At 73.0% G+C, this 22,566-nt stretch carries 19 protein-coding genes and 1 riboswitch; of the genes, 18 read left to right on the top strand and 1 reads right to left on the bottom strand.

Annotated elements, in window-relative coordinates:
* Nucleotides 1–324 precede the first annotated feature (324 nt).
* From ABTZ17_RS02250 to ABTZ17_RS02320, 15 genes are all read left to right on the top strand, one after another.
* Entirely contained in the window at nt 325–2,103 is a 1,779-nt protein-coding gene (locus ABTZ17_RS02250) for a DUF5941 domain-containing protein (protein WP_352193586.1), read from the top strand.
* Nucleotides 2,100–2,852, top strand: coding sequence for a phosphocholine cytidylyltransferase family protein (locus ABTZ17_RS02255; RefSeq protein WP_352193550.1), 753 nt, complete (start codon nt 2,100–2,102; stop codon nt 2,850–2,852). The genes ABTZ17_RS02250 and ABTZ17_RS02255 overlap by 4 nt, the downstream gene beginning before the upstream one ends.
* A complete protein-coding gene (locus tag ABTZ17_RS02260; RefSeq protein ID WP_352193549.1) occupies nt 2,840–3,901 on the top strand; it encodes an iron-containing alcohol dehydrogenase family protein in 1,062 nt (353 codons plus the stop codon). The genes ABTZ17_RS02255 and ABTZ17_RS02260 overlap by 13 nt, the downstream gene beginning before the upstream one ends.
* Nucleotides 3,879–4,658: a CDP-alcohol phosphatidyltransferase family protein gene (locus ABTZ17_RS02265; protein ID WP_352193548.1), complete on the top strand. Its 780-nt coding sequence runs from the start codon at nt 3,879–3,881 to the stop codon at nt 4,656–4,658. The genes ABTZ17_RS02260 and ABTZ17_RS02265 overlap by 23 nt, the downstream gene beginning before the upstream one ends.
* Before the next feature lie 8 nt (nt 4,659–4,666).
* Nucleotides 4,667–5,539, top strand: a complete 873-nt coding sequence (locus ABTZ17_RS02270) for a glycosyltransferase family 2 protein (RefSeq protein ID WP_352193585.1) — start codon at nt 4,667–4,669, stop codon at nt 5,537–5,539.
* A 112-nt stretch (nt 5,540–5,651) separates the two neighbouring features.
* Complete coding sequence (locus ABTZ17_RS02275) at nt 5,652–6,581, top strand: ABC transporter permease (RefSeq protein ID WP_352193547.1); 930 nt, start codon at nt 5,652–5,654, stop codon at nt 6,579–6,581.
* A 1-nt stretch (nt 6,582) separates the two neighbouring features.
* Nucleotides 6,583–7,395 carry an ABC transporter ATP-binding protein gene (locus ABTZ17_RS02280; RefSeq protein WP_352193584.1) on the top strand — a complete coding sequence of 271 codons (813 nt, stop codon included), beginning with the start codon at nt 6,583–6,585 and terminating at the stop codon, nt 7,393–7,395.
* Nucleotides 7,396–7,712: 317 nt separating this feature from the next.
* Nucleotides 7,713–8,627: a squalene synthase HpnC gene (hpnC, locus tag ABTZ17_RS02285; RefSeq protein WP_352193546.1), complete on the top strand. Its 915-nt coding sequence runs from the start codon at nt 7,713–7,715 to the stop codon at nt 8,625–8,627.
* Entirely contained in the window at nt 8,624–9,589 is a 966-nt protein-coding gene (gene hpnD / locus ABTZ17_RS02290) for a presqualene diphosphate synthase HpnD (RefSeq protein ID WP_352193545.1), read from the top strand. Before hpnC ends, hpnD begins: the two co-directional genes overlap by 4 nt.
* A 127-nt stretch (nt 9,590–9,716) precedes the next feature.
* Nucleotides 9,717–11,123 (top strand): hydroxysqualene dehydroxylase HpnE, encoded by a 1,407-nt coding sequence (hpnE, locus tag ABTZ17_RS02295; protein WP_352193544.1) that lies wholly within the window; start codon nt 9,717–9,719, stop codon nt 11,121–11,123.
* On the top strand, nt 11,120–12,289 hold the full coding sequence (locus ABTZ17_RS02300; RefSeq protein ID WP_502994575.1) for a polyprenyl synthetase family protein: 1,170 nt from the start codon (nt 11,120–11,122) through the stop codon (nt 12,287–12,289). Before hpnE ends, ABTZ17_RS02300 begins: the two co-directional genes overlap by 4 nt.
* Before the next feature lie 115 nt (nt 12,290–12,404).
* A complete protein-coding gene (shc, locus tag ABTZ17_RS02305; protein ID WP_352193543.1) occupies nt 12,405–14,420 on the top strand; it encodes a squalene--hopene cyclase in 2,016 nt (671 codons plus the stop codon).
* Nucleotides 14,417–15,052, top strand: a complete 636-nt coding sequence (locus ABTZ17_RS02310) for a 5'-methylthioadenosine/S-adenosylhomocysteine nucleosidase family protein (RefSeq protein ID WP_352193542.1) — start codon at nt 14,417–14,419, stop codon at nt 15,050–15,052. Before shc ends, ABTZ17_RS02310 begins: the two co-directional genes overlap by 4 nt.
* Before the next feature lie 5 nt (nt 15,053–15,057).
* Nucleotides 15,058–16,080, top strand: coding sequence for an adenosyl-hopene transferase HpnH (gene hpnH / locus ABTZ17_RS02315; RefSeq protein ID WP_352193541.1), 1,023 nt, complete (start codon nt 15,058–15,060; stop codon nt 16,078–16,080).
* Between the two features lie 138 nt (nt 16,081–16,218).
* Nucleotides 16,219–17,679: an aspartate aminotransferase family protein gene (locus ABTZ17_RS02320; RefSeq protein WP_352193540.1), complete on the top strand. Its 1,461-nt coding sequence runs from the start codon at nt 16,219–16,221 to the stop codon at nt 17,677–17,679.
* Nucleotides 17,680–17,749: 70 nt separating this feature from the next.
* Here ABTZ17_RS02320 and ABTZ17_RS02325 read toward each other — a convergent pair whose 3' ends face one another.
* Nucleotides 17,750–18,556 (bottom strand): tyrosine-protein phosphatase, encoded by an 807-nt coding sequence (locus tag ABTZ17_RS02325; protein ID WP_352193539.1) that lies wholly within the window; start codon nt 18,554–18,556, stop codon nt 17,750–17,752.
* Nucleotides 18,557–18,866: 310 nt separating this feature from the next.
* Nucleotides 18,867–19,026, top strand: a riboswitch (cyclic di-AMP (ydaO/yuaA leader).
* 4 nt (nt 19,027–19,030) lie between these two features.
* Between ABTZ17_RS02325 and ABTZ17_RS02330 the strand changes: the two genes are divergently transcribed.
* The 3 genes from ABTZ17_RS02330 to ABTZ17_RS02340 all read left to right on the top strand — a co-directional run bounded on the left by ABTZ17_RS02330 (nt 19,031) and on the right by ABTZ17_RS02340 (nt 22,491).
* Nucleotides 19,031–20,026: a LysM peptidoglycan-binding domain-containing M23 family metallopeptidase gene (locus ABTZ17_RS02330; RefSeq protein ID WP_352193538.1), complete on the top strand. Its 996-nt coding sequence runs from the start codon at nt 19,031–19,033 to the stop codon at nt 20,024–20,026.
* Between the two features lie 264 nt (nt 20,027–20,290).
* The gene (locus ABTZ17_RS02335; protein WP_352193582.1) at nt 20,291–21,058 is read left to right on the top strand and encodes an SGNH/GDSL hydrolase family protein; all 768 of its coding nucleotides are present in this window, start codon (nt 20,291–20,293) and stop codon (nt 21,056–21,058) included.
* A 239-nt stretch (nt 21,059–21,297) separates the two neighbouring features.
* The gene (locus tag ABTZ17_RS02340) at nt 21,298–22,491 is read left to right on the top strand and encodes an MBL fold metallo-hydrolase (RefSeq protein WP_352193537.1); all 1,194 of its coding nucleotides are present in this window, start codon (nt 21,298–21,300) and stop codon (nt 22,489–22,491) included.
* Nucleotides 22,492–22,566: the final 75 nt, after the last annotated feature.

Raw genomic sequence — 22,566 nt, 5'->3', positions numbered from 1 at the left:
CCGATCCTGCTGCGCTGTCTTCGTGAGGGCGTCCGGCCGGGCCCACCGCGGGAGCGGCGCCCCGGCGCTTCCCCCGTGTTCTCGCACGGATGAACGCCTCTGCACCCACCGTACCATCCGGCGGTTTGTCCCCCGCGGGGCCCATCGACCATGATGATCACGGCCTCGCCCACGCCCCCCGGATCACCGCCTTATCGGGGCGTAAACGGGTGATGAACGGGCCCTTCCATTCATCCGATAGCCTCTGCCGACGTGCCGCGGCCCCCACCCGGGCGCCCGGCCGCAGAGTTCCGCAGGGTTCCGCAAGTCAAGGAGTGGGTTCGTCTGCCGACCGCCATCCTCACCGGTCCGCCGGTCCCCGGATCGCCGCTCGAAGGCGAACTGCGCACCCTCGGCTTCGAGGTGCGGCACGCACCCGCGCCCTGGGACGCCGGACACGTGCTCGCCGCCGTGCCCGAGGGGGACCGCGTGGCCCTGGTGGACACCCGCTTCATCGGCCACACCCACGCCCTGCGGCTGGCCCTGACCGATCCGCGGTTCGACGCCGCCGCCGTTCGCGGCGCCCTCGCCGTGCGGGGTCCGCTGCGCGACCGCCTGGCGCGGGCCGCCGCCGAGCCCGACCCCCTCGCCGACAACCTCCCCGACCGGCTCGCCGCCGTCCTGGAGGCCGACGGCGCCCCGCTGCACCGCCCCGACCTGGGCACCCTGGTCGCCGAGGTGCCCGAAGGGGTCGAGGACCGGATCGCGGCCTCCACGGCCGTGGCCGCCGTGGACGAGGAAGCGGTGCGGCTGCGCACCGCCGTGAAGTCCCGGGACGGGTTCTTCACCACCTTCTTCATCAGCCCGTACTCCCGCTACATCGCCCGCTGGTGCGCCCGCCGCGGCCTGACCCCCAACCAGGTCACCACGGCCTCCCTGATCACCGCGCTGATCGCGGCGGCCTGCGCGGCCACCGGCGACCGCGCCGGGTACGTGGCCGCGGGCGTCCTGCTGATCGTCTCCTTCGTGCTGGACTGCACCGACGGGCAGCTGGCCCGGTACGCGCTGAAGTACTCGACGATGGGCGCCTGGCTCGACGCCACCTTCGACCGCGCCAAGGAGTACTCCTTCTACGCGGGCCTCGCGCTCGGCGCGGCGCGCAACGGGGACGACGTGTGGGCCCTGGCCCTCGGCGCGATGATCCTCATGACCTGCCGGCACGTCGTGGACTTCTCCTTCAACGAGGCCAACCACGACGCCACCGGGAACAGCAGCCCCACCGCCGCGCTCTCCGACAAGCTGGACAGCGTCGGCTGGACGGTCTGGGTCCGCCGCATGATCATCCTGCCGATCGGCGAGCGCTGGGCGATGATTGCCGTCCTGACGGCCGTCACCACCCCCCGGGTGGTCTTCTGGGCCTTGATCATCGGCTGCGCCTTCGGCGCCCTCTACACCACCGCCGGCCGCGTGCTGCGCTCCCTGACCCGCAAGGCCGAGCGCACCGACCGGGCCGCCCGCGCGCTGGCCGACCTCACGGACTCCGGGCCGATCGCGGAGCTCGCGGCCCGCCCCGGCTCCGGCAAGGTCGCCGGCCGCGCCTACGGCCCCCTGTTCACCGCGCTGATCGCCTGCGTCGTGCTCGGCGGCGGCCTGGTCCAGGGCGACCCCTGGGTGGTCGTGGCCGCCGCCGCGCTGTACGCCCTGCTGTCGGGCCGGGCCGTGGCCCGCCCGCTGAAGGGCTCGCTGGACTGGCTGCTCCCCCCGCTGTTCCGGGCCGCCGAGTACGGCACCGTGCTCGTGCTCGCCGCCCGCAGCGAGGCCGACGGGGCCCTCCCGGCGGCATTCGGCCTGGTGGCGGCGGTCGCCTACCATCACTACGACACGGTGTACCGCATCCGCGGCGGCACCGGCGCGCCCCCGCACTGGCTGGTGCGGACCATCGGCGGCCACGAGGGCCGGGTCCTGGTGACCGTGGTCCTGTCCGCCGTCCTCGCGCACGAAGACTTCCCGTTCGCGCTCACGGCCCTGGCCGTGTTCGTGGCACTGGTGGTGCTCGTCGAGAGCATCCGCTTCTGGGTCTCCTCCGGAGCACCCGCCGTACACGACGAAGGAGAACCAGCATGATCGGCCTTGTACTCGCTGCCGGTGCCGGACGCCGCCTGCGTCCCTACACCGACACCCTCCCCAAGGCCCTCGTGCCCGTCGGCCCCGAGGGCCAGGAGGAGAGCCTGACGGTCCTCGACCTGACCCTGGGCAACTTCGCCGAGGTCGGTCTCACCGAGGTCGCGATCGTCGTGGGCTACCGCAAGGAGGCCGTGTACGAGCGCCAGGCCGCGCTGGAGGCCAAGTACGGCCTGAAGATCACGCTGATCGACAACGACAAGGCCGAGGAGTGGAACAACGCCTACTCCCTCTGGTGCGCCCGTGAGGTCCTGAAGCGGGGCGTCATCCTCGCCAACGGCGACACCGTGCACCCGGTCTCCGTGGAGAAGACCCTCCTCGCGGCCCGCGGCGGGGACCGGAAGATCATCCTCGCGCTGGACACGGTCAAGAACCTGGCCGACGAGGAGATGAAGGTCATCACCGCCGAGGGCGAGGGCGTCCGTCGGATCACCAAGCTGATGGACCCCGCCACCGCCACCGGCGAGTACATCGGCGTCACCCTGATCGAGCCGGAGGCCGCCGAGGCCCTGGCCGACGCCCTCAAGGCCACCTTCGAGCGCGACCCGGACCTCTACTACGAGGACGGCTACCAGAAGCTCGTCGACGACGGCTTCACCATCGACGTGGCCCCGATCGGCGACGTCCGGTGGGTGGAGATCGACAACCACGACGACCTGGCCAAGGGTCGGACGATCGCATGCCAGTACTGACGCGGCTGATCCCGTCGCCGGTCGTCGTCGACATCTCCCGCGGCGCCATGGACGACCTGGCCGGCCTCCTGGCCGACCAGCGGATCTCGGCGTCCGGGAAGCTGGCGATCGCGATCAGCGGCGGGTCCGGCCGGGCGCTGCGCTGCAAGCTGGAGCCCGTGCTCCCGCACGCCGACTGGTACCCGGTCGTCGACGGCACCATCGACTCGGCGGTCAAGCTCGCCGACGACATAAAGGGCCGTCGCTACGACGCGGTGGTCGGCCTCGGCGGCGGGAAGATCATCGACGTGGCCAAGTACGCCGCGGCGCGGGTCGGGCTGCCGATGGTGGCCGTCGCCACCAACCTCTCCCACGACGGGATCTGCTCGCCGGTCTCCATCCTGGACAACGACAACGGCCGCGGCTCCTACGGGGTGCCGACGCCGATCGCCATGGTGATCGACCTCGACGTGATCAAGGAGGCCCCGGTGCGGTTCATCCGTGCCGGGATCGGCGACGCGATCTCCAACATCTCGGCGATCGCCGACTGGGAGCTGTCCCACCGGGTGACCGGCGAGGCTGTGGACGGCCTGGCTGCCGCCATGGCGCGGACCGCGGGCGAGTCCGTGCTGCGCCACCCCGGGGGCTGCGGGGACGACGAGTTCCTCACCGTGCTCTCCGAGGCCCTGGTGCTGTCCGGCATCGCCATGTCGATCAGCGGTGACAGCCGCCCGTCCTCCGGCGCCTGCCACGAGATCAGCCACGCCTTCGACCTGCTGTACCCGGGCCGCTCCGCGCTCCACGGCGAGCAGGTCGGCATCGGCGCGGCCTTCGCCATGCACCTGCGCGGGGCCGGCGACCAGGCCGGCCTCTTCGTCGAGGTACTGCGCCGCCACGGACTGCCCGTGCTGCCCGAGGAGATCGGGTTCAGCGTGGACGAGTTCGTCCGGGCCGTGGAGTACGCCCCGCAGACCCGTCCGGGACGGTTCACCGTCCTGGAGCACCTCAACCTGTCCGCCGCCGAGATCAGGGACGCCTACTCCGACTATGCCCAGACCATCCGTAGCTGAGCTCCGCCCGGTCGTGCACCCCGCGGGGGTCAAGGACCGCCGCAGCGGGGAGCACTGGGGCGGACGCCTCTACATGCGCGAGATCTCCCTGCGCATCACCCGCGTCCTCGTCGGCACCCGGGTCACCCCCAACCAGCTGACGTACCTGATGACCCTGTGCGGGGTCCTCGCCGCCCCGGCCCTGCTGGTGCCGGGCGTGTGGGGCGCGGTGCTCGGCGTGGTGGCGGTGCAGTTGTACCTCCTCCTCGACTGCGTGGACGGCGAGGTGGCCCGCTGGAAGCAGCAGTACTCGCTGTCCGGCGTGTACCTGGACCGGGTCGGCGCCTACCTGTGCGACGCGGCGGTCCTGGTGGGCTTCGGCCTGCGCGCCGCCGACCTGTGGGGGACCGGCCGGATCGATTGGCTGTGGGCCTTCCTGGGCACCCTGGCCGCGCTGGGCGCGATCCTGATCAAGGCGGAGACGGACCTGGTCGGGGTGGCCCGGCACCAGGGCGGTCTGCCGCCGGTGAAGGAGGCGGCCGCCGAGCCGCGTTCCTCCGGGATGGCGCTGGCCCGGCGGGCCGCGTCGGCGCTGAAGTTCCACCGCCTGATCCTCGGCATCGAGGCGTCCTTCCTGATCCTGGTGCTGGCGGTCCTCGACCAGATGCGCGGGGACCTGTACTGGTCCCGCGTCGGCGTCGCGGTGCTCGCGGGCATCGCGCTGCTCCAGACCGTCCTGCACCTGGTGTCGGTGCTGGCCTCCAGCAGGCTGAAGTGAGCACGGCGATGCGGCTGGGCGCCGTCATCATCACCATGGGCAACCGTCCCGAGGAGCTCGCGGCCCTGTTGGACTCGGTGGCCCGGCAGGACGGGGAGCCGGTCGAGGTCGTCGTGGTGGGCCAGGGCGTGAAGGTGACCGGGCTGCCCGCCGGCATCCGTACGGTGGACCTCCCGGAGAACCTGGGCATCCCCGGCGGTCGCAACGCGGGCATCGCGGCCTTCGGGCCGGGCGGCCGCGAGGTGGACGCCCTGCTCTTCCTCGACGACGACGGGCTGCTGGCCCGGACGGACACGGCCGAGCTGTGTCGCCGGGCCTTCGCGGAGGACCCGGAGCTGGGCATCGTCAGCTTCCGGATCGCCGATCCGGACACCGGGGTCACCCAGCGGCGGCACGTGCCGCGGCTGCGGGCCTCGGACCCGATGCGGTCCAGCCGGGTCACCACCTTCCTCGGCGGGGCGAACGCCGTCCGCACCAAGGTGTTCGAGGAGGTCGGCGGGCTTCCCGACGAGTTCTTCTACGCCCACGAGGAGACCGACCTGGCCTGGCGCGCGCTGGACGCGGGCTGGCTGATCGACTACCGGGCCGACATGGTGCTGCACCACCCGACGACGGCTCCGTCCCGGCACGCGGTCTACCACCGCATGGTGGCCAGGAACCGGGTCTGGCTGGCCCGGCGCAACCTGCCCGCCCCGCTGGTCCCGGTCTACCTGGGCGTGTGGATGCTGCTGACCCTGCTGCGCAAGCCCTCGGGGCCCGCGCTGAAGGCGTGGTTCGGCGGTTTCCGGGAGGGCTGGGCCACCCCGTGCGGGCCCCGCAGGCCGATGCGCTGGCGCACGGTGTGGCGGCTGACCCGGCTGGGCCGACCTCCCGTCATCTGACAAGCTCCCTTCTGGGAGCATGTCCCTCGGACCCGGGGACTCCACCCGGGCCGGGGGCACCGCGCCCGATGTCCGCCCTTGCTGCGCATCTTGAAGACGAAAGTTTCAACTTGTGAGTGACACAACCCACGACGGCGCCCTCGCCACGAGCACGCCGCCGTCTCCCGACGCGGGGCTGACCCCGGCGGAGCTCGCCGCGAAGTACGGCCTGTCGGTGAGCGGTGCCCGACCCGGGCTCACCGCCTACGTCAAGGAGCTGTGGGGCCGCCGCCACTTCATCGTGGCCTTCTCCTCCGCGAAGCTGGTGGCCCAGTACAGCCAGGCCAAGCTGGGGCAGATCTGGCAGGTGGCGACCCCGCTGCTGAACGCCCTGGTGTACTTCCTGATCTTCGGGTTGATCCTGAAGGCCGGCCGCGGCATGGACCAGGACACCTACATCCCGTTCCTGGTGATGGGCATCTTCGTCTTCACCTTCACGCAGAGCTCGGTGATGGCGGGCGTGCGCGCCATCTCCGGCAACCTCGGCCTGGTGCGCGCCCTGCACTTCCCGCGGGCCTCGCTGCCGATCGCGTTCTCGCTCCAGCAGCTCCAGCAGCTGCTGTACTCGATGATCGTGGTCTTCGCGGTGGCCGTGGGCTTCGGCAACTACCCGAAGCTGTCCTGGCTGCTGGTGATCCCGGCGCTGTGCCTGCAGTTCGTCTTCAACATCGGTCTGGCCATGATCATGGCGCGGATGGGTGCGAAGACCCCGGACCTCGCCCAGCTGATGCCCTTCATCATGCGGACCTGGATGTACGCCTCCGGCGTGATGTTCTCCATCGGGGTCTACCTGAAGGACGCCCCGGTCTGGGTGGCGGACGTGCTCCAGTGGAACCCGGCCGCGATCTACATGGACCTCATCCGGTTCGCCCTGATCGACAAGTACGACTCGTCGTTCCTGCCCCCGCACGTCTGGGCCTTCGCGCTCGGCTGGGCCGTGGTCGTCGGCATCGGCGGCTTCGTGTACTTCTGGAAGGCTGAGGAGCGTTACGGCCGTGGCTGACATGCACATCCAGGCGGGCCCCGGGGGCACCGCGCCGAACGGGGCCCCGATCCCCACCGTGATCGCGGACGACGTCCACATCGTCTACCGGGTCAACGCCGGTGGCGGCGGGCGGGGCAGTGCCACCGCGGCCCTGAGCAAGATACTCCGCGGCAAGAAGAAGACCGACGAGGCGCGCGGGGTCCGCAAGGTCCACGCGGTGCGCGGGGTCTCCTTCACCGCCTACCGCGGCGAGGCCATCGGGCTGATCGGTTCCAACGGCTCCGGCAAGTCCACCCTGCTGCGCGCCATCGCCGGGCTGCTGCCCTGCGAGTCGGGCAAGGTGTACACCGACGGGCAGCCCTCGCTGCTCGGCGTGAACGCCGCCCTCATGAACGACCTCACGGGCGAGCGCAACGTGATGCTCGGCGGTCTGGCGATGGGCATGTCCCGGGAGCAGATCAAGGAGCGCTACCAGGGGATCGTGGACTTCTCGGGCATCAACGAGAAGGGCGACTTCATCTCCCTGCCGATGCGCACCTACTCCTCCGGCATGGCGGCCCGGCTGCGGTTCTCGATCGCGGCGGCCAAGGACCACGACGTTCTGATGATCGACGAGGCGCTGGCGACCGGTGACCGCCGCTTCCAGATCCGTTCCGAGGAGCGGATCCGCGAGCTGCGCAAGGAGGCCGGCACGGTCTTCCTGGTGAGCCACAGCAACAAGTCGATCCGCGACACCTGCGACCGGGTCCTCTGGCTGGAGAAGGGCGAGCTCCTGATGGACGGCCCCACCGAGGAGGTCGTCAAGGCGTACGAGAAGGAGACGAGCCGCTAGCGGCTCCTCCGGACGGCCACGGGACCCCTTCCGCTCGTCGCGGTGGGGGTCCCGTGCTGTGCGCGACATCCGGTGACCGGACGAGCACCCGGTGCGGCCCGCGTGCCTTGTACAACGTAAGCTGTAGCGGTGCCCAATCACGGCAAGTAAGGACGATTCACCCCATCTGTGAAGGCCCCTTCCGGCTACGGACGGGCGGCGTGTCCGAAATGGGATGTATTGGGTCCACGGTGTAGAACGGGAGATGTGACGGCAATGGCTACGGGTACCCACCCGGCTCCGCGGAACCGGGCCGTCCCCGCCGAGGGCGGCGGCCGGTGACCCCGGCGGACGGCCTCCGCACCGAAGACCACGCGCGCGCCACCCTCGACAAGGCCGCCGGGGAGAACTTCCCCGTCGCCCCCTTCTTCGTCCCCCGCGCATGGCGCGAAGGACTCACCGCGGTCTACGGCTACGCCCGGCTCGTCGACGACATCGGCGACGGCGACCTCGCCCCCGGCGGCCGCGACGCCGCCGACCTGGGCGTCCCGCCCGAGCACGCAGAGGACCGCCTCGCCCTCCTCGACGCCCTCGAAGCCGACCTCGGTCGGGTCTTCGACGGCGGCACCCCCGGCCACCCGCTGCTCCGCGCCCTCCGGCCGGCCGTCCGGCGGTACTCCCTCACCCCGGACCCCTTCCTGGGCCTGCTGGAGGCCAACCGCCGGGACCAGCGGGTCCGCCGCTACGCCACGTACGAGGACCTGCTCGCCTACTGCCGGCTGTCCGCCGACCCCGTGGGCCGGCTGGTGCTCGCCATCACCGGCACCGCGACCCCCGAGCGCATCCGGCACTCCGACCGGATCTGCACCGCGCTCCAGATCGCCGAACACCTCCAGGACCTCACCGAGGACCTCGCCCGGGACCGGATCTACCTGCCCGCCGAGGACATGGACCGCTTCCGGGTCACCGAGGCCGACCTCGCGGCCCCCGTCGCGAACGCCTCGGTCCGGTCCCTGGTCGCCTACGAAGCCGAACGCGCCCGGCAGCTGCTGAATGAAGGCGCCCCGCTCGTGGGTAGCGTCCACGGCAGGCTCCGGCTGCTCCTCGCCGGCTTCACCGGCGGGGGACACGCCGCCCTGGACGCGATCGCGAAGGCCGGGTTCGACGTCGCACCCGGACCGCCCAAGCCCACCAAGGCCGGCCTGCTCCGCGCAGTGGTCGCCGTCCTGCGCACCGCGCCGAGAGAGGGGTGAGCCCCACAGTGGAGGGCCAGCCGCACGCATCCGCCGCCGTACTCGCCGCCTACAGCTACTGCGAGGCCGTCACCGGCACCCAGGCGCGCAACTTCGCCTACGGCATCCGCCTGCTCCCCGCCGAGAAGCGACAGGCCATGTCGGCCCTGTACGCCTTCTCCCGGCGGGTCGACGACATCGGCGACGGGCCGCTGCCCCCCGAAGCCAAGCTCGCCCGCCTGGAGGACACCCGCGCCCTGCTCGCCCGGGTCCGCGCCGGAGACGTGGCCGAGGACGACACCGACCCGGTGGCCGTGGCCCTCGACCACGCCGCCTCCCGCTTCCCGATCCCGCTCGGCGGCCTCGACGAACTCATCGACGGCGTCCTCATGGACGTCCGCGGGGCCACCTACGAGACCTGGGAGGACCTGAAGGTCTACTGCCGGTGCGTGGCCGGCGCCATCGGCCGCCTCTCCCTCGGGGTGTTCGGCACCGTCGACACCACCGGACCCGGCGCACGCGAGGCCGCGCGCGCCTCCGAGTACGCCGACACGCTGGGACTGGCCCTCCAACTCACCAATATCCTCCGCGACGTCCGGGAAGATGCCGGGAACGGCCGCACCTACCTGCCCGCCGAGGACCTCGCCAAGTTCGGTTGCGAGCCCGCCCTGCTCGCGGCCGGACCCGCCCCCGCCGGGGCGGACTTCGCGGGGCTCGTCCACCACGAAGTACGGCGCGCCCGGAGCCTGTTCGCCGAGGGCTACCGGCTCCTCCCGATGCTCGACCGGCGCAGCGGCGCCTGCGTCGCCGCCATGGCCGGGATCTACCGCCGCCTCCTCGACCGCATCGAGCGGGAGCCCGAGGCGGTGCTGCGCGGCCGGGTCTCCCTGCCCGTCCGCGAGAAGGCGTACGTCGCCGTGCGCGGGCTCTCCGGGCTCGACGCCCGGACCGTCTCCCGCCGGACCGCCAGGAGGCGGGCCTGATGGCGCGGACCGGAACGCACCACCGCGCACGACCCCGCCGCGGAGGGGCAACCCCCCGCCCGGGGGACGCGTCTCCCACCGGGGCGGCCGCCCGGCCGCCCCGCAACCCCGCACCCCGGGAGGGCGCATGACGGCGCAGCACGCCGTGGTCGTCGGAGGCGGCCTCGCCGGCACCACCGCGGCCCTCGAACTCGCCGGGGCCGGACTGCGGGTGACCCTCCTGGAGGGCCGCCCGCGCCTCGGCGGCCTCGCCTTCTCCTTCACCCGCGGTGACCTCACCGTCGACAACGGCCAGCATGTGTACCTCCGCTGCTGCACCGCCTACCGCTGGTTCCTCGAACGGGTCGGCGGCACCGCCCTCGCCCCCCTCCAGGACCGCCTCGACGTCCCCGTCCTCGACGTCGCCCACCCCAAGGGCCCCCGCCTCGGCCGGCTGCGCCGCACCGCCCTGCCCGTCCCCCTGCACCTCGCCGGGGCCCTCGCCGGCTACCCCCACCTGTCCCTCACCGAACGGGCCGCCGTGGGCCGCGCCGCCCTCGCCCTGCGCGCCCTCGACCCCGAGGACCCCGCCCTCGACGGCATCGACTTCGCCACCTGGCTCGGCCGCCACGGCCAGTCCCCGCGCGCCGTCGCCGCCCTCTGGGACCTCGTCGGCATCGCCACCCTGAACGCCACCGCCGACCAGTGCTCCCTCGCCCTGGCCGCCATGGTCTTCAAGACCGGACTGCTCTCCGAGCCCGGCGCCGCCGACATCGGCTGGGCCCGCGTCCCCCTCGGCGACCTCCACGACACCCTCCCGCGCAAGGCCCTCGACGCCGCCCGCGTCCGCACCGAGACCCGCGCCCGCGTCACCGGCCTCACCCGCACGGCCGCCGGCGGCTGGCAGGTCGCCGCCGACACCCCCGCCGGCCCCGAACTCCTCGACGCCGACGCCGTCGTCCTCGCCGTACCCCAGCGCGAGGCCCACGGCCTGCTGCCGGCCGGCGCCCTCGACGACCCCGACGCCCTCCTCGACATCGGCACCGCGCCCATCCTCAACGTCCACGTGGTCTACGACCGCAAGGTCCTCAAGCGGCCCTTCTTCGCCGCCCTCGGCTCGCCCGTGCAGTGGGTCTTCGACCGCACCGACACCTCCGGACTCACCGACGGCCAGTACCTGGCCCTGTCCCAGTCCGCCGCGCAGACCGACATCGACGAACCCGTCGCCGTCCTGCGCGCCAAGTACCTGCCCGAACTCGAACGGCTGCTGCCCGCCGCCCGCGGAGCCAAGGTCCGCGACTTCTTCGTCACCCGGGAGCGCACGGCGACCTTCGCCCCCACCCCCGGCGTCGGCAGGCTCCGCCCCGCGGCACGCACCCGCACCCCCGGCCTCTACCTGGCCGGAGCATGGACCGCCACCGGCTGGCCCGCGACCATGGAGGGCGCCGTCCGCAGCGGCCGCACCGCCGCGCGCGCCGCCCTCACCGGCCTCGGCCGTCCCCGAGAAACCCGGCCCTCCGGCCCCACCGGAGGCACCCCCCAGGAGGCGGCATGACGATCAGCACGACCGGCACGACGGTACGTACAGGAACCAGAGGAGAGCCAGTGAACCCGGGCAACCCGGCTGTCGACAACGCGGACCGTACGGCGGGCACCGCCCCCGCCGCAGGGCCCGCGGGCGGCACCGCGCAGGCGGACACGCTCGCCCTGCTGGAGCGCGGCCGCGCCCTGTCCACCCCCGTGCTCCGCGCGGCCGTGGACCGGCTCGCCCCGCCCATGGACACCGTCGCCGCCTACCACTTCGGCTGGATCGACGCCCAGGGCAACCCCTCCGACGGCGACGGCGGCAAGGCCGTCCGCCCCGCGCTCGCCCTGCTCTCCGCCGAAGCCGCCGGCGCCCCCGCCGAAGCCGGCGTCCCCGGAGCCGTGGCCGTGGAACTGGTCCACAACTTCTCCCTGCTCCACGACGACCTCATGGACGGCGACGAGCAGCGCCGCCACCGCGACACCGTCTGGAAGGTCCACGGACCCGCCCAGGCCATCCTCGTCGGCGACGCCCTCTTCGCCCTCGCCAACGAACTCCTCCTGGAGCTGGGCACCGTCGAAGCGGGCCGCGCCACCCGCCGCCTGACCACCGCCACCCGCAAGCTCATCGACGGCCAGGCCCAGGACATCTCCTACGAGCACCGCGAGCGCGTCAGCGTCGAGGAATGCCTCGAAATGGAGGGCAACAAGACCGGCGCCCTGCTCGCCTGCGCCGTCTCCATCGGAGCCGTCCTCGGCGGCGCCGACGACCGCACCGCCGACAAGCTGGAGGAGTACGGCTACCACCTCGGCCTCGCCTTCCAGGCCGTCGACGACCTCCTCGGCATCTGGGGCGACCCCGAGTCCACCGGCAAGCAGACCTGGAGCGACCTGCGCCAGCGCAAGAAGTCCCTGCCCGTGGTCGCCGCCCTCGCCGCCGGCGGCCCGGCCTCCGAACGCCTCGGCACCCTCCTCGCCGCCGACGCCAAGAGCGCCGACTTCGACACCTTCTCCGAGGAGGAGTTCGCCGCCCGCGCCGCCCTCATCGAGGAAGCGGGCGGCCGCGAGTGGACCGCGGAGGAGGCCCGGCGTCAACACGCCATCGCCATCCGGGCACTCGACGAGGTGGACATGCCCGCACGGATCCGGGATCAGCTCGTGGCGCTCGCGGACTTTGTGGTCGTGCGCAAGCGATGATCGCCTCCTGGAGATGAACCGCGCGTCACCGGTCGGTGCCCACGGCCCCTGAGCCCACGGCACCGGCCGACGCCGGACCCCAGCACAGCAGAGGACACTGCGGGAAGGGGAAGGCATGACAGCGACGACCGACGGAAGCAACGGGGCCGCGCCCGGCGCCGACCGGCCCGACCGCGCACTGCAGCGGGCCGCGGAGGAAGCCGTGGCCCGCGCCACCCGGAACCTCCTGGCCCGCCAGGACGCCGCCGGCTGGTGGAAGGGCGACCTGGAGACCAACGTCACCATGGACGCCGAGGACCTGCTGCTCCGCCAGTTCCTCGGCATCTCCGACGACACCGTCACCGCGGCCTCCGCCCGCTTCATCCGCGGCGAACAGCGCCCCGACGGCACCTGGGCCACCTTCCACGGCGGTCCGCCCGAGCTCTCCGCCACCATCGAGGCGTACGTGGCGCTCCGGCTCGCCGGGGACGCCCCGGACGCCCCCCACATGAGCCGCGCCTCCGCCTGGATCCGCGCCCACGGCGGCCTCGCCGCCGCCCGCGTCTTCACCCGCATCTGGCTGGCCCTCTTCGGCTGGTGGCGCTGGGAGGACCTGCCCGAGGTCCCGCCCGAGCTGGTCTTCCTCCCGCGCTGGGTCCCGCTCAACATCTACGACTTCGGCTGCTGGGCCCGTCAGACCATCGTCCCGCTGACCGTGGTCTCCGCCCTCCGCCCGGTGCGCCCCGCCCCCTTCGCCCTCGACGAACTGCACACCGACGCCCGCGACCCCCGCCCCGCCCGGCCGCAACCCCCCGCCCTCAGCTGGGACGGCGTCTTCCACCGGCTGGACCGGGCCCTGCGCGTCTACCACCGGTTCGCGCCCCGCGCGGTGCGCCGGTCGGCCATGGACCGGGCCGCCCGGTGGATCATCGAACGCCAGGAACACGACGGCTGCTGGGGCGGCATCCAACCGCCCGCCGTCTACTCCCTGATCGCCCTCCACCTCCTCGGCTACGAGCTCGACCACCCCGTGATGCGCGCCGGACTCGCCTCCCTGGACCGCTTCGCCGTCTGGCGCGAGGACGGCGCCCGCATGATCGAGGCCTGCCAGTCCCCGGTCTGGGACACCTGCCTCGCCGCCATCGCCCTCGCCGACGCGGGCCTCCCGCCCGACCACCCCGCCCTGGTCAAAGCCGGGGACTGGATGATCGGCGAGGAGATCGGCCGCACCGGCGACTGGGCCGTGCGGCGGCCCGGACTCGCCCCCGGAGGCTGGGCCTTCGAGTTCCACAACGACAACTACCCCGACATCGACGACACCGCGGAGGTCATCCTCGCCCTCCGCCGCATCCACCACCCCGACCGGGCCCGCGCCGAGGCCGCGATCGACCGCGGAGTGTCCTGGACCCTCGGCATGCAGTCCCGCAACGGCGCCTGGGGCGCCTTCGACGCCGACAACACCAGCACCCTCCCCAACCGACTCCCCTTCTGCGACTTCGGCGAGGTCATCGACCCGCCCTCCGCCGACGTCACCGCCCACGTGGTCGAGATGCTCGCCGCCGAGGGCCGCGCCCAGGACCCCCGCACCCGCCGCGGAGTCGACTGGCTCCTCGCCGAACAGGAGACCAGCGGAGCCTGGTTCGGCCGCTGGGGCACCAACTACGTCTACGGCACCGGCTCCGTGGTGCCCGCCCTCACCGCCGCCGGCCTCGCACCCGGACACCCCGCCATCCGCAAGGCCGTGGCCTGGCTGGAGTCCGTACAGAACGAGGACGGCGGCTGGGGCGAGGACCAACGCTCCTACCAGGACCCCGGCACCTGGGCGGGCCGCGGCGAGTCCACCGCCTCCCAGACCGCCTGGGCCCTCCTCGCCCTCCTCGCCGCCGGCGAACGCGGCGGCGCCGCCGTCAGCCGGGGCATCCGCCACCTCACCACCACCCAGCGCCCCGACGGCAGCTGGGACGAACCCCACTTCACCGGCACCGGCTTCCCCTGGGACTTCTCCATCAACTACCACCTGTACCGGCAGGTCTTCCCGCTCACCGCCCTCGGCCGCTACCGGTACGGAGAAGCCCCGGCCGTCCCCGGCCGCACCCCCGCACCGGACCCGGCCGCCACCCGCTCCGCCCCCGCACCGGAGGCCCCGGCATGACCGCCCCCGGCCCCCTCCTCATCGCCTGCGCCCTCGGCATCGAGGCGCTCGCCCTGCGCACCGGAACCCGCGCCGGGGCACCCGGTGACCACACCCTGCTGCGCACCGGCATGGGACCGGCCGCCGCGGAACGCGCCCTCACCGAGGCCCTGACCCGCCCCGGCCTGGACGGCGCCGCCGTCCTCGCCACCGGCTTCTGCGCCGGACTGCTCCCCGGGATGCGCCCCGGCGACCTGGTCGTCGCCGAGGAGACCCGCGACCCCCGGGGCAGCGTGCCCGGCACCGAGCTGCCCTCCCTCGTCCGGGCCCTGTCCCGGACCCTGCCCGGCCGCACCGTCCACACCGGCCCGCTCATCGGCTCCGACCACGTGGTCCGCGGCCCGGAGCGGGCGCGGCTGCGGGCCGGCGGGGCCGTGGCCGTGGACATGGAGTCGGCCGCCACGCTGTGGACGGCCACCCGGGGTCACCCCGGGCGCCCGGTGGCGGCCGTCCGGGTGATCGTGGACGCCCCGGGGCACGAGCTCGTCCGCATCGGCACGCTACGCGGTGGAATATCGGCCTTCCGCGTCCTTCGTGCCGTCCTGCCTGCATTCTTCGACTGGCACCGTTCTTTGCTGCTTCCCAGGAGGTGAGCCAGATGGCCATGCCACTGCGACAGTCCATCAGGGTCGGGACCTATCTCTTCGAACAGAAGCTCCGCAAGCGGGAGAAGTTCCCGCTCATCGTGGAGCTGGAACCGCTCTTCGCCTGCAACCTCAAGTGCGAGGGCTGCGGGAAGATCCAGCACCCGGCGGGCGTCCTCAAACAGCGCATGCCGGTGGCCCAGGCCGTCGGCGCGGTGCTGGAGTCCGGCGCGCCGATGGTGTCCATCGCGGGCGGCGAACCCCTCATGCACCCGCAGATCCACGAGATCGTCCGCCAGCTCGTGGAGCGCCGCAAGTACGTCTTCCTGTGCACCAACGCCCTGCTGCTCCGCAAGAAGATCGAGAACTTCACCCCCTCGCCCTACTTCGCCTTCGCCGTGCACATCGACGGGCTGCGCGAGCGCCACGACGAGTCCGTGGCCAAGGAGGGCGTCTTCGACGAGGCCGTCGAGGCCATCAAGGAGGCCCAGCGCCGCGGCTTCCGCGTCACCACCAACTCCACCTTCTTCAACACCGACACCCCGCAGACCGTCATCGAGGTCCTCAACTACCTCAACGACGAGCTCAAGGTGGACGAGATGATGATCTCGCCCGCCTACGCCTACGAAAAGGCGCCGGACCAGGAGCACTTCCTGGGGGTCGAGCAGACCCGCGAGCTGTTCAAGAAGGCCTTCGCGGGCGGCAACCGCCGCCGCTGGCGGCTCAACCACTCCCCGCTCTTCCTGGACTTCCTGGAGGGCAAGGCGGATTTCCCCTGCACCGCCTGGGCCATCCCGAACTACTCCCTCTTCGGCTGGCAGCGCCCCTGCTACCTGATGAGCGACGGGTACGTGCCCACCTACCGCGAACTCGTCGAGGACACCGACTGGGAGCGCTACGGTCGCGGCAAGGACCCCCGCTGCGCCAACTGCATGGCGCACTGCGGGTACGAACCCACCGCCGTCCTCGCCACCATGGGTTCCCTCCGGGAATCCATCCGCGCGGCCCGGGAAACCGTTTCGGGAAACCGGGACTGACCGCCCGTCCGAGGCACCCGCGGAATTCCCGCACCCCGGGAAACGGCGATCATGGCCGTTTCCCGGGGTGCGGGGCCGCGTGCCGGGAATTCCCGTGATCACAGCACGGGCCGCGGCCCGTGCGGAAGGGGTGAGGAAATGGCAGGGCAGGAACAGGAAGAGGAACCGGCGGGAATTTCCCCGACCGGGAGCTGCGGACCGGACGGGACGCCTCCGAGCGGGGAATTCGACCTCGGGCGGCTGCTCGCGGAGCGCGGCGGTGAGCGGTACGAACTGCACGCCCGTCACCTGAACCACCAGCTGCCCCGGATGCTGCACACCATCGGCTTCGACAAGGTGTACGTACGGGCCGAGGGCGCGCACTTCTGGGACGAGGACGGCAACGACTACCTCGACATGCTCGCCGGGTTCGGGGTGATGGGGCTGGGCCGGCACCACCCGGTGGTGCGGCGGGCCCTGCACGACGTGCTGGACGCGCAGCTGGCCGACCTGACCCGCTTCGACTGCCCGCCGCTGCCCGGACTGCTCGCCGAGCGGCTGTTGGAACACAGCCCGCACCTGGACCGGGTGTTCTTCGGGAACAGCGGCACCGAGGCGGTGGAGACCGCCCTGAAGTTCGCCCGCCGCGCCACCGGCCGGGGCCGGGTCCTGTACTGCGCGCACGCCTTCCACGGGCTGACCACCGGCTCCCTCTCGGTCAACGGGGAGGGGGGCTTCCGGGACGGTTTCGGGCCGCTGCTGCCGGACACGGCGATCCCCTTGGGGGACCTCGCGGCCCTGGAGCGGGAGCTGCGCCGCGGGGACGTGGCCGCCCTGATCGTGGAGCCGGTGCAGGGCAAGGGGGTGCACGAGGCGCCGCCCGGCTATCTGCGGGCCGCCCAGGAGCTGCTGCACGCCCACGGGGCGCTGCTGATCGCGGACGAGGTGCAGACCGGGCTGGGGCGGACCGGGGACTTCTACGCCTACCAGCACGAGGAGGGGGTGGAGCCGGACCTGGTGTGCGTGGCGAAGGCGCTCTCCGGTGGCTACGTGCCGGTGGGGGCGACCCTCGGCAAGGACTGGATCTTCAAGAAGGTGTACTCCTCGATGGACCGGGTGCTGGTGCACTCGGCCAGCTTCGGATCCAACGCGCAGGCGATGGCGGCGGGACTCGCGGTGCTGTCGGTGATGGAGCGGGAGGGCACGGTGGCGCGTGCCCGGCGCCTGGGTGACCTGCTCCGCGGGCGACTGGCCGCGCTGGTGGACGAGTACGAGCTGCTGCACGCGGTGCGGGGGCGCGGGCTGATGATCGGGATCGAGTTCGGCCGGCCGGTGTCCCTGGGGCTGCGCAGCCGGTGGACGATGCTCCAGGCGGCCCGCAAGGGGTTGTTCGCCCAGATGGTGGTGGCCCCGCTGCTCCAGCGGCACCGGATCCTGACGCAGGTCTCGGGGGACCACCTCGAAGTCATCAAGTTGATCCCGCCGCTGGTGCTGGACGAGGCGGACGTGGACCGGTTCGTGGGGGCCTTCCGGGCGGTGATGGACGAGGCGCACGGGGGTGGTGGGCTGATCTGGGAGTTCGGTCGGACGCTGGTCAAGCAGGCGGTGGCGCAGCGCTGACGGGTGGGGTCCGGCGGGGCGGGCGGGTGCCGGGCGGATCCGCCCGTCCCGGCCCGCCCGCCTTCGTCGATCAGGGTTCCAGCAGGCGGTCGCGCAGCCCGTCCAGGGTGTCCGGGGTGAGACCGAGGCCCTCGTGGAGGTATCCCTCGGTGCCGCCCCAGGTCTCGTCGATGAGGGCGAAGGCGGCCTCCAGGTAGGAGGCGCGGGCCTCGAAGAGGGGGCTGAGGAGGGCGGTGACCTCGGGGGAGCGCGATTCGGGGGCGCTGCCGGGGACGGTCCGGTAGCGGCGGTGCGGGGCGTTGGACTCCAGGTAGTCGGCCGTGACGGCCCGCCGGTCCACGCCGAGCGCGAGCAGGGTGACGGCGATCGAGAGCCCGGCGCGGTCCTTCCCGGCGGCGCAGTGCATGAGGACGGGGACGGTGCCGGTCGCGAGGGCGTGCAGCACGCGGCTGTGTTCGGCCGTCCGCTCCCGGACCATCTTCCGGTACGAAGCGGACATACGGTCCGCCCCTCGCCCCTCTCCGAGCAGCTCGCGGAGCCGGTCGAGTTCCCCTTCGCGGATGAGGCGCCAGAACTCCCCGCCGTCGGCGGGGTCGGAGAGGGGGATGTTGACGTTCCGTACGCCGGGCAGGGTGACGTCGGGGCCCTCGATGGCGTGGTCGGCGGCGTTGCGGAAGTCGAAGACGGTGTGGAGTCCGAGCGAGTTCAGATAGTCGGTGTCCGTTTCGGTGGCATGCGCCAGATGTCCGCTTCGGTAGAGATGTCCGTGGCGGACGCGTCGGCCGTCCGCGGCCGGAAGGCCGCCCACGTCGCGGAAGTTGCGGATCCCGGTGAGGGTGGGCTCCGCGGCGGGGGTCTGCGGTAGGGGCTGGGTCACGTGGGCTCCTCGCGGTCCGGTGGGATGTCCGAATTGCGCTACTTGGCGTCAAGTTGCCGCTGTGCCGGGGTAGATGCGCCCGGGGCTGGTGAGCCAGATCATACGGTGACCGTGAGTGTCGGCGGGCGTTCTTCGAATTCCCTTGTGGAGGCGCCTGTTACACGGTCGCAATAGACGGAGTGTGACGGGAATTCCATTGATCATTTTCCGTCCGCATTCCCTTGGGGAATTCCTGGCTTGTTCCGTCCGGCCGCACTCGATTACGGTCACGGCCGAGCCGGGTGGAACGCCGAATCCTGCCGCCGCCCGGAAACCGCATCCGTCCAACACGTGCGGCAGGAGCGGGGGAACCAGGTAACGCGCCCGCCGGATCCGTCCGGCGGGCTTGGGGTGAAGCCGTGCGTCCGCGCACGGCCGGACAGCTCCAGTCCGAACCCGACAGCTCACCTCGCAGGCGCCGGAGAGGAATCCGCCATGCCCGGAAAGGGCAAGCACCGCCGCCCCAAGTCCAGCCCGATCGGCCGCGGTTTCGTCGCGGCCGGCACCGGCGGCGCCGCGCTCGCGCTGCCGCTCCTCGGTGCCGCGACCGCCCACGCCGCCCCGGCCCAGGCCACCGCCGTGGCCCCGAAGGCCGTGGACCGGCTCCCCGGGCAGGCCGCCTCCCAGGCCGCTCCGGCCGCCGCGAAGAAGGCCCCGCAGGTCTACACCGTCGTCTCCGGCGACTGCCTCTCCGCCATCGCCGCGAGCGAGGGCGTCAAGGGCGGCTGGGAGCAGCTGTACGCGGACAACCGCGCCGCCGTCGGCTCCGACCCGGCCCTCATCCACCCGGGCCTGAAGCTCACCCTCGGCGGGAGGTCCGCGGCAGGCGCCGGCGAGGCCGCCGCCCCGCGCGCCGCCGCCCCGGCCCCCGAGCGGAAGAGCGCCGAGCGCGGCGTCTCCTCCGAGGACGGCACCGGCGGCGAGCGCGCCGCCCGTTCCGCGGAGCGGACCGCCACCGCACCGCGCGAGTCCGCCCCGGAGCAGGAGTCCGCCCCCGAGGAGAACACCTCCGGCGAGCAGCAGGGCTCCGGCTTCACCGCCCCCGTCGACGCCCAGGTCACCACCCAGTACCGCCAGGGCGGCAGCATGTGGTCCAGCGGCTACCACACCGGTGTGGACTTCGCGGTCGGCTCCGGCACCACCGTGAAGGCGGTCGGCGCGGGCACCGTGGTCTCGGCCGGCTGGGCCGGGGCCTACGGCAACGAGGTCATCGTCCGGCACGCCGACGGCCGCTACTCCCAGTACGCGCACCTCAGCTCCCTGAGCGTGTCCTCCGGGCAGAGCGTCTCCGCCGGCACCGCCCTGGGCCTGTCCGGCTCCACCGGCAACTCCAGCGGACCGCACCTGCACTTCGAGATCCGCACCGGCCCCTCCTACGGGCAGGACGTGGACCCGCTGGCCTACCTGCGCGGTCACGGGGTGAGCATCTGACGGTCATCGCCGTCAGGGGCCCGGGGGCCGGAATCCGAGGGGGATTCCGGCCCCCGGGCCGTTTTCCTCCCTGTCCGGATGCCTCCATACCGTGTTATTCCCGGCGAAACGGTCATGGCCTGAACTGACCCGGTGGTACAGATCACGCCACGTCAACCCCTGCCTACGGTCGCGTAGGTCACATCCCGCCGTGAATGATGTGCTGTCGTGGCAGGCGAATCGATACCCCTCATTCACGGCGCTCACGGCAGCGCCCTCGCGACCCTGGCCGAACCCTTCGGCTCGTACGTCGCCCTCGGTGACAGCTTCACCGAAGGCGTGGGCGACCCGGGCCCCGGCGACTCCTTCGTGGGCTGGGCCGACCGGCTCGCCGTGCTCCTCGCCGACCGGCGCGAGGAGCACGACTTCCGGTACGCCAACCTCGCGGTGCGCGGCCGGCTCCTCGACCAGATCGTGGCCGAGCAGGTGCCCCGGGCCAAGGAGCTCGCCCCCGACCTGGTGACCTTCTGCGCCGGCGGGAACGACATCATCCGCCCCGGCACCGACCCCGACGACGTGGCCGCCCGCTTCGAGGAGGCCGTCGCCGACCTCACCGGCGCCGTCCCCACCGTCATGATCACCACCGGGTTCGACACCCGCGGGGTCCCCGTCCTGCGGCACCTCCGCGGCAAGGTCGCCACCTACTCCGCGCACGTCCGGGCCATCGCCGACCGCTACGGCTGCCCCGTCCTCGACCTGTGGTCCCTGCGCACCGTCCAGGACCGCCGCGCCTGGGACGGCGACCGGCTCCACCTCTCCCCGGAGGGCCACACCCGCGTCGCCCTGCGCGCCGCCCAGGTCCTCGGCCTGGAGGTGCCCGCCGACCCGGACCAGCCCTGGCCGCCGCAGCAGCCCCGCGGCTCCGCCGAGGTCACCCGCGACAACATCCACTGGGCCCGGGAACACCTGGTCCCCTGGATCGGCCGCCGCCTCCGCGGCGAGTCCTCCGGCGACCACGTCGAACCCAAGCGCCCCGACCTGCTGCCGCTGTAACGACCCGAACACGGCCGCCGCCACCCCGGTACACCCGGGCGCGGGTGCGGGCCGTCGGCCCCGGAGGGACCCCGGTCCCCTCCGCCACCGGCCGCCCGCACCCGCGCCCGGGAACACGGCGGGTCCTGCCGCCGGAATCCTTCGGGTCGGGGGAGCGTTGGACAGGGAGGGGCAGCGGGCGGACCTCTCCGCGCGCCCGCCCCGCCGTACCGACCCGCTCCACCGCCCCAGGAGGCGCTTTGCCCGGCTCCCGATCCCTCCGCTCCGGACTCCGCTCGCTGCGCACCCCCGCCTTCGGCGCGGACCCCGCCGGCGCACGGATGGAGCGGATCCGCCGCTCGCCCCAGTTCGCCGACGGGATCTTCCAGAACCCGGTCGCCGCCCAGCGGCGCCCCTCCGGCTCCATGGCGGAGTTCGCGAAGATCTACTTCCGCAAGGACGAGCGGGTCCGTCGCGCCCCGGCCGCCGCGATCCCGGTCCACCCGACCACCCTGAAGGACCTGTCCGTCCCGCCCGCGAGCGGACTGCGCCTCACCTGGATGGGCCACTCCAGCGTCCTCGCCGAGATCGACGGCCACCGGGTCCTCTTCGACCCTGTCTGGGGGCAGCGCTGCTCCCCCTTCCCCTTCGCCGGACCCAAGCGGCTGCACCCCGCCCCGGTCCCCCTGGCCTCCCTCGGGCCGGTGGACGTGATCGTGATCTCCCACGACCACTACGACCACCTGGACATGCCCACGATCAAGGCGCTCGCGGACGGCGACACCGTCTTCGCCGTGCCGCTCGGCGTCGGCGCCCACCTGGAGCACTGGGGCGTCTCCCCGGACCGGCTCCACGAGCTGGACTGGAACGAGACCGCCCGCGTCGGCGGGCTCTCCCTCACCGCCACCCCCGCCCGTCACTTCTGCGGCCGCGGCCTGCGCAACCAGCAGCACACTCTGTGGGCCTCCTGGGCCGTGGCCGGGGAGCGGCACCGGATCTACCACAGCGGCGACACCGGCTACTTCCCCGGCTTCAAGGACGTCGGCGCCGAGCACGGCCCCTTCGACGCCACCATGATCCAGATCGGCGCCTACAGCGAGTACTGGCCCGACATCCACATGACCCCCGCCGAGGGCATGCGCGCCCACCTCGACCTCCAGGGCGGCACCCCCCACGGGATCTTCCTCCCGATCCACTGGGGCACCTTCAACCTCGCCCCCCACCCCTGGGCGGAACCGGCCGAATGGTCCCTGGACGCGGCCGGTGACGCCGACCAGCCCGTGGCCCTGCCACTCCCCGGAGCCCCCTTCGAACCGGCCGGACCCCTCCCGACGGACCCCTGGTGGCGCCCCTTCTCCCACCCGCTCGACCGCACCTGGCGCGAGTCCCCCCGCCCCGCCCCGGCCCCCGCCGCCACGCGCGCGGAAGCCCCGGACCTGGCCGCCGAACGCTGACCGGCGGCGGAGCGAGGGTCCGCGTGCGCCGATCTCCGCGGGCGCCGATCTCCGCGTGACCGTCCGACCGGGGGC

The organism is Streptomyces sp. NPDC097619 (genome assembly GCF_040302735.1).
Classification (GTDB): domain Bacteria; phylum Actinomycetota; class Actinomycetes; order Streptomycetales; family Streptomycetaceae; genus Streptomyces.
The sequence above is the reverse complement of the archived record's forward strand: the minus strand, read 5'-3'. Positions and strand labels throughout refer to the sequence as shown.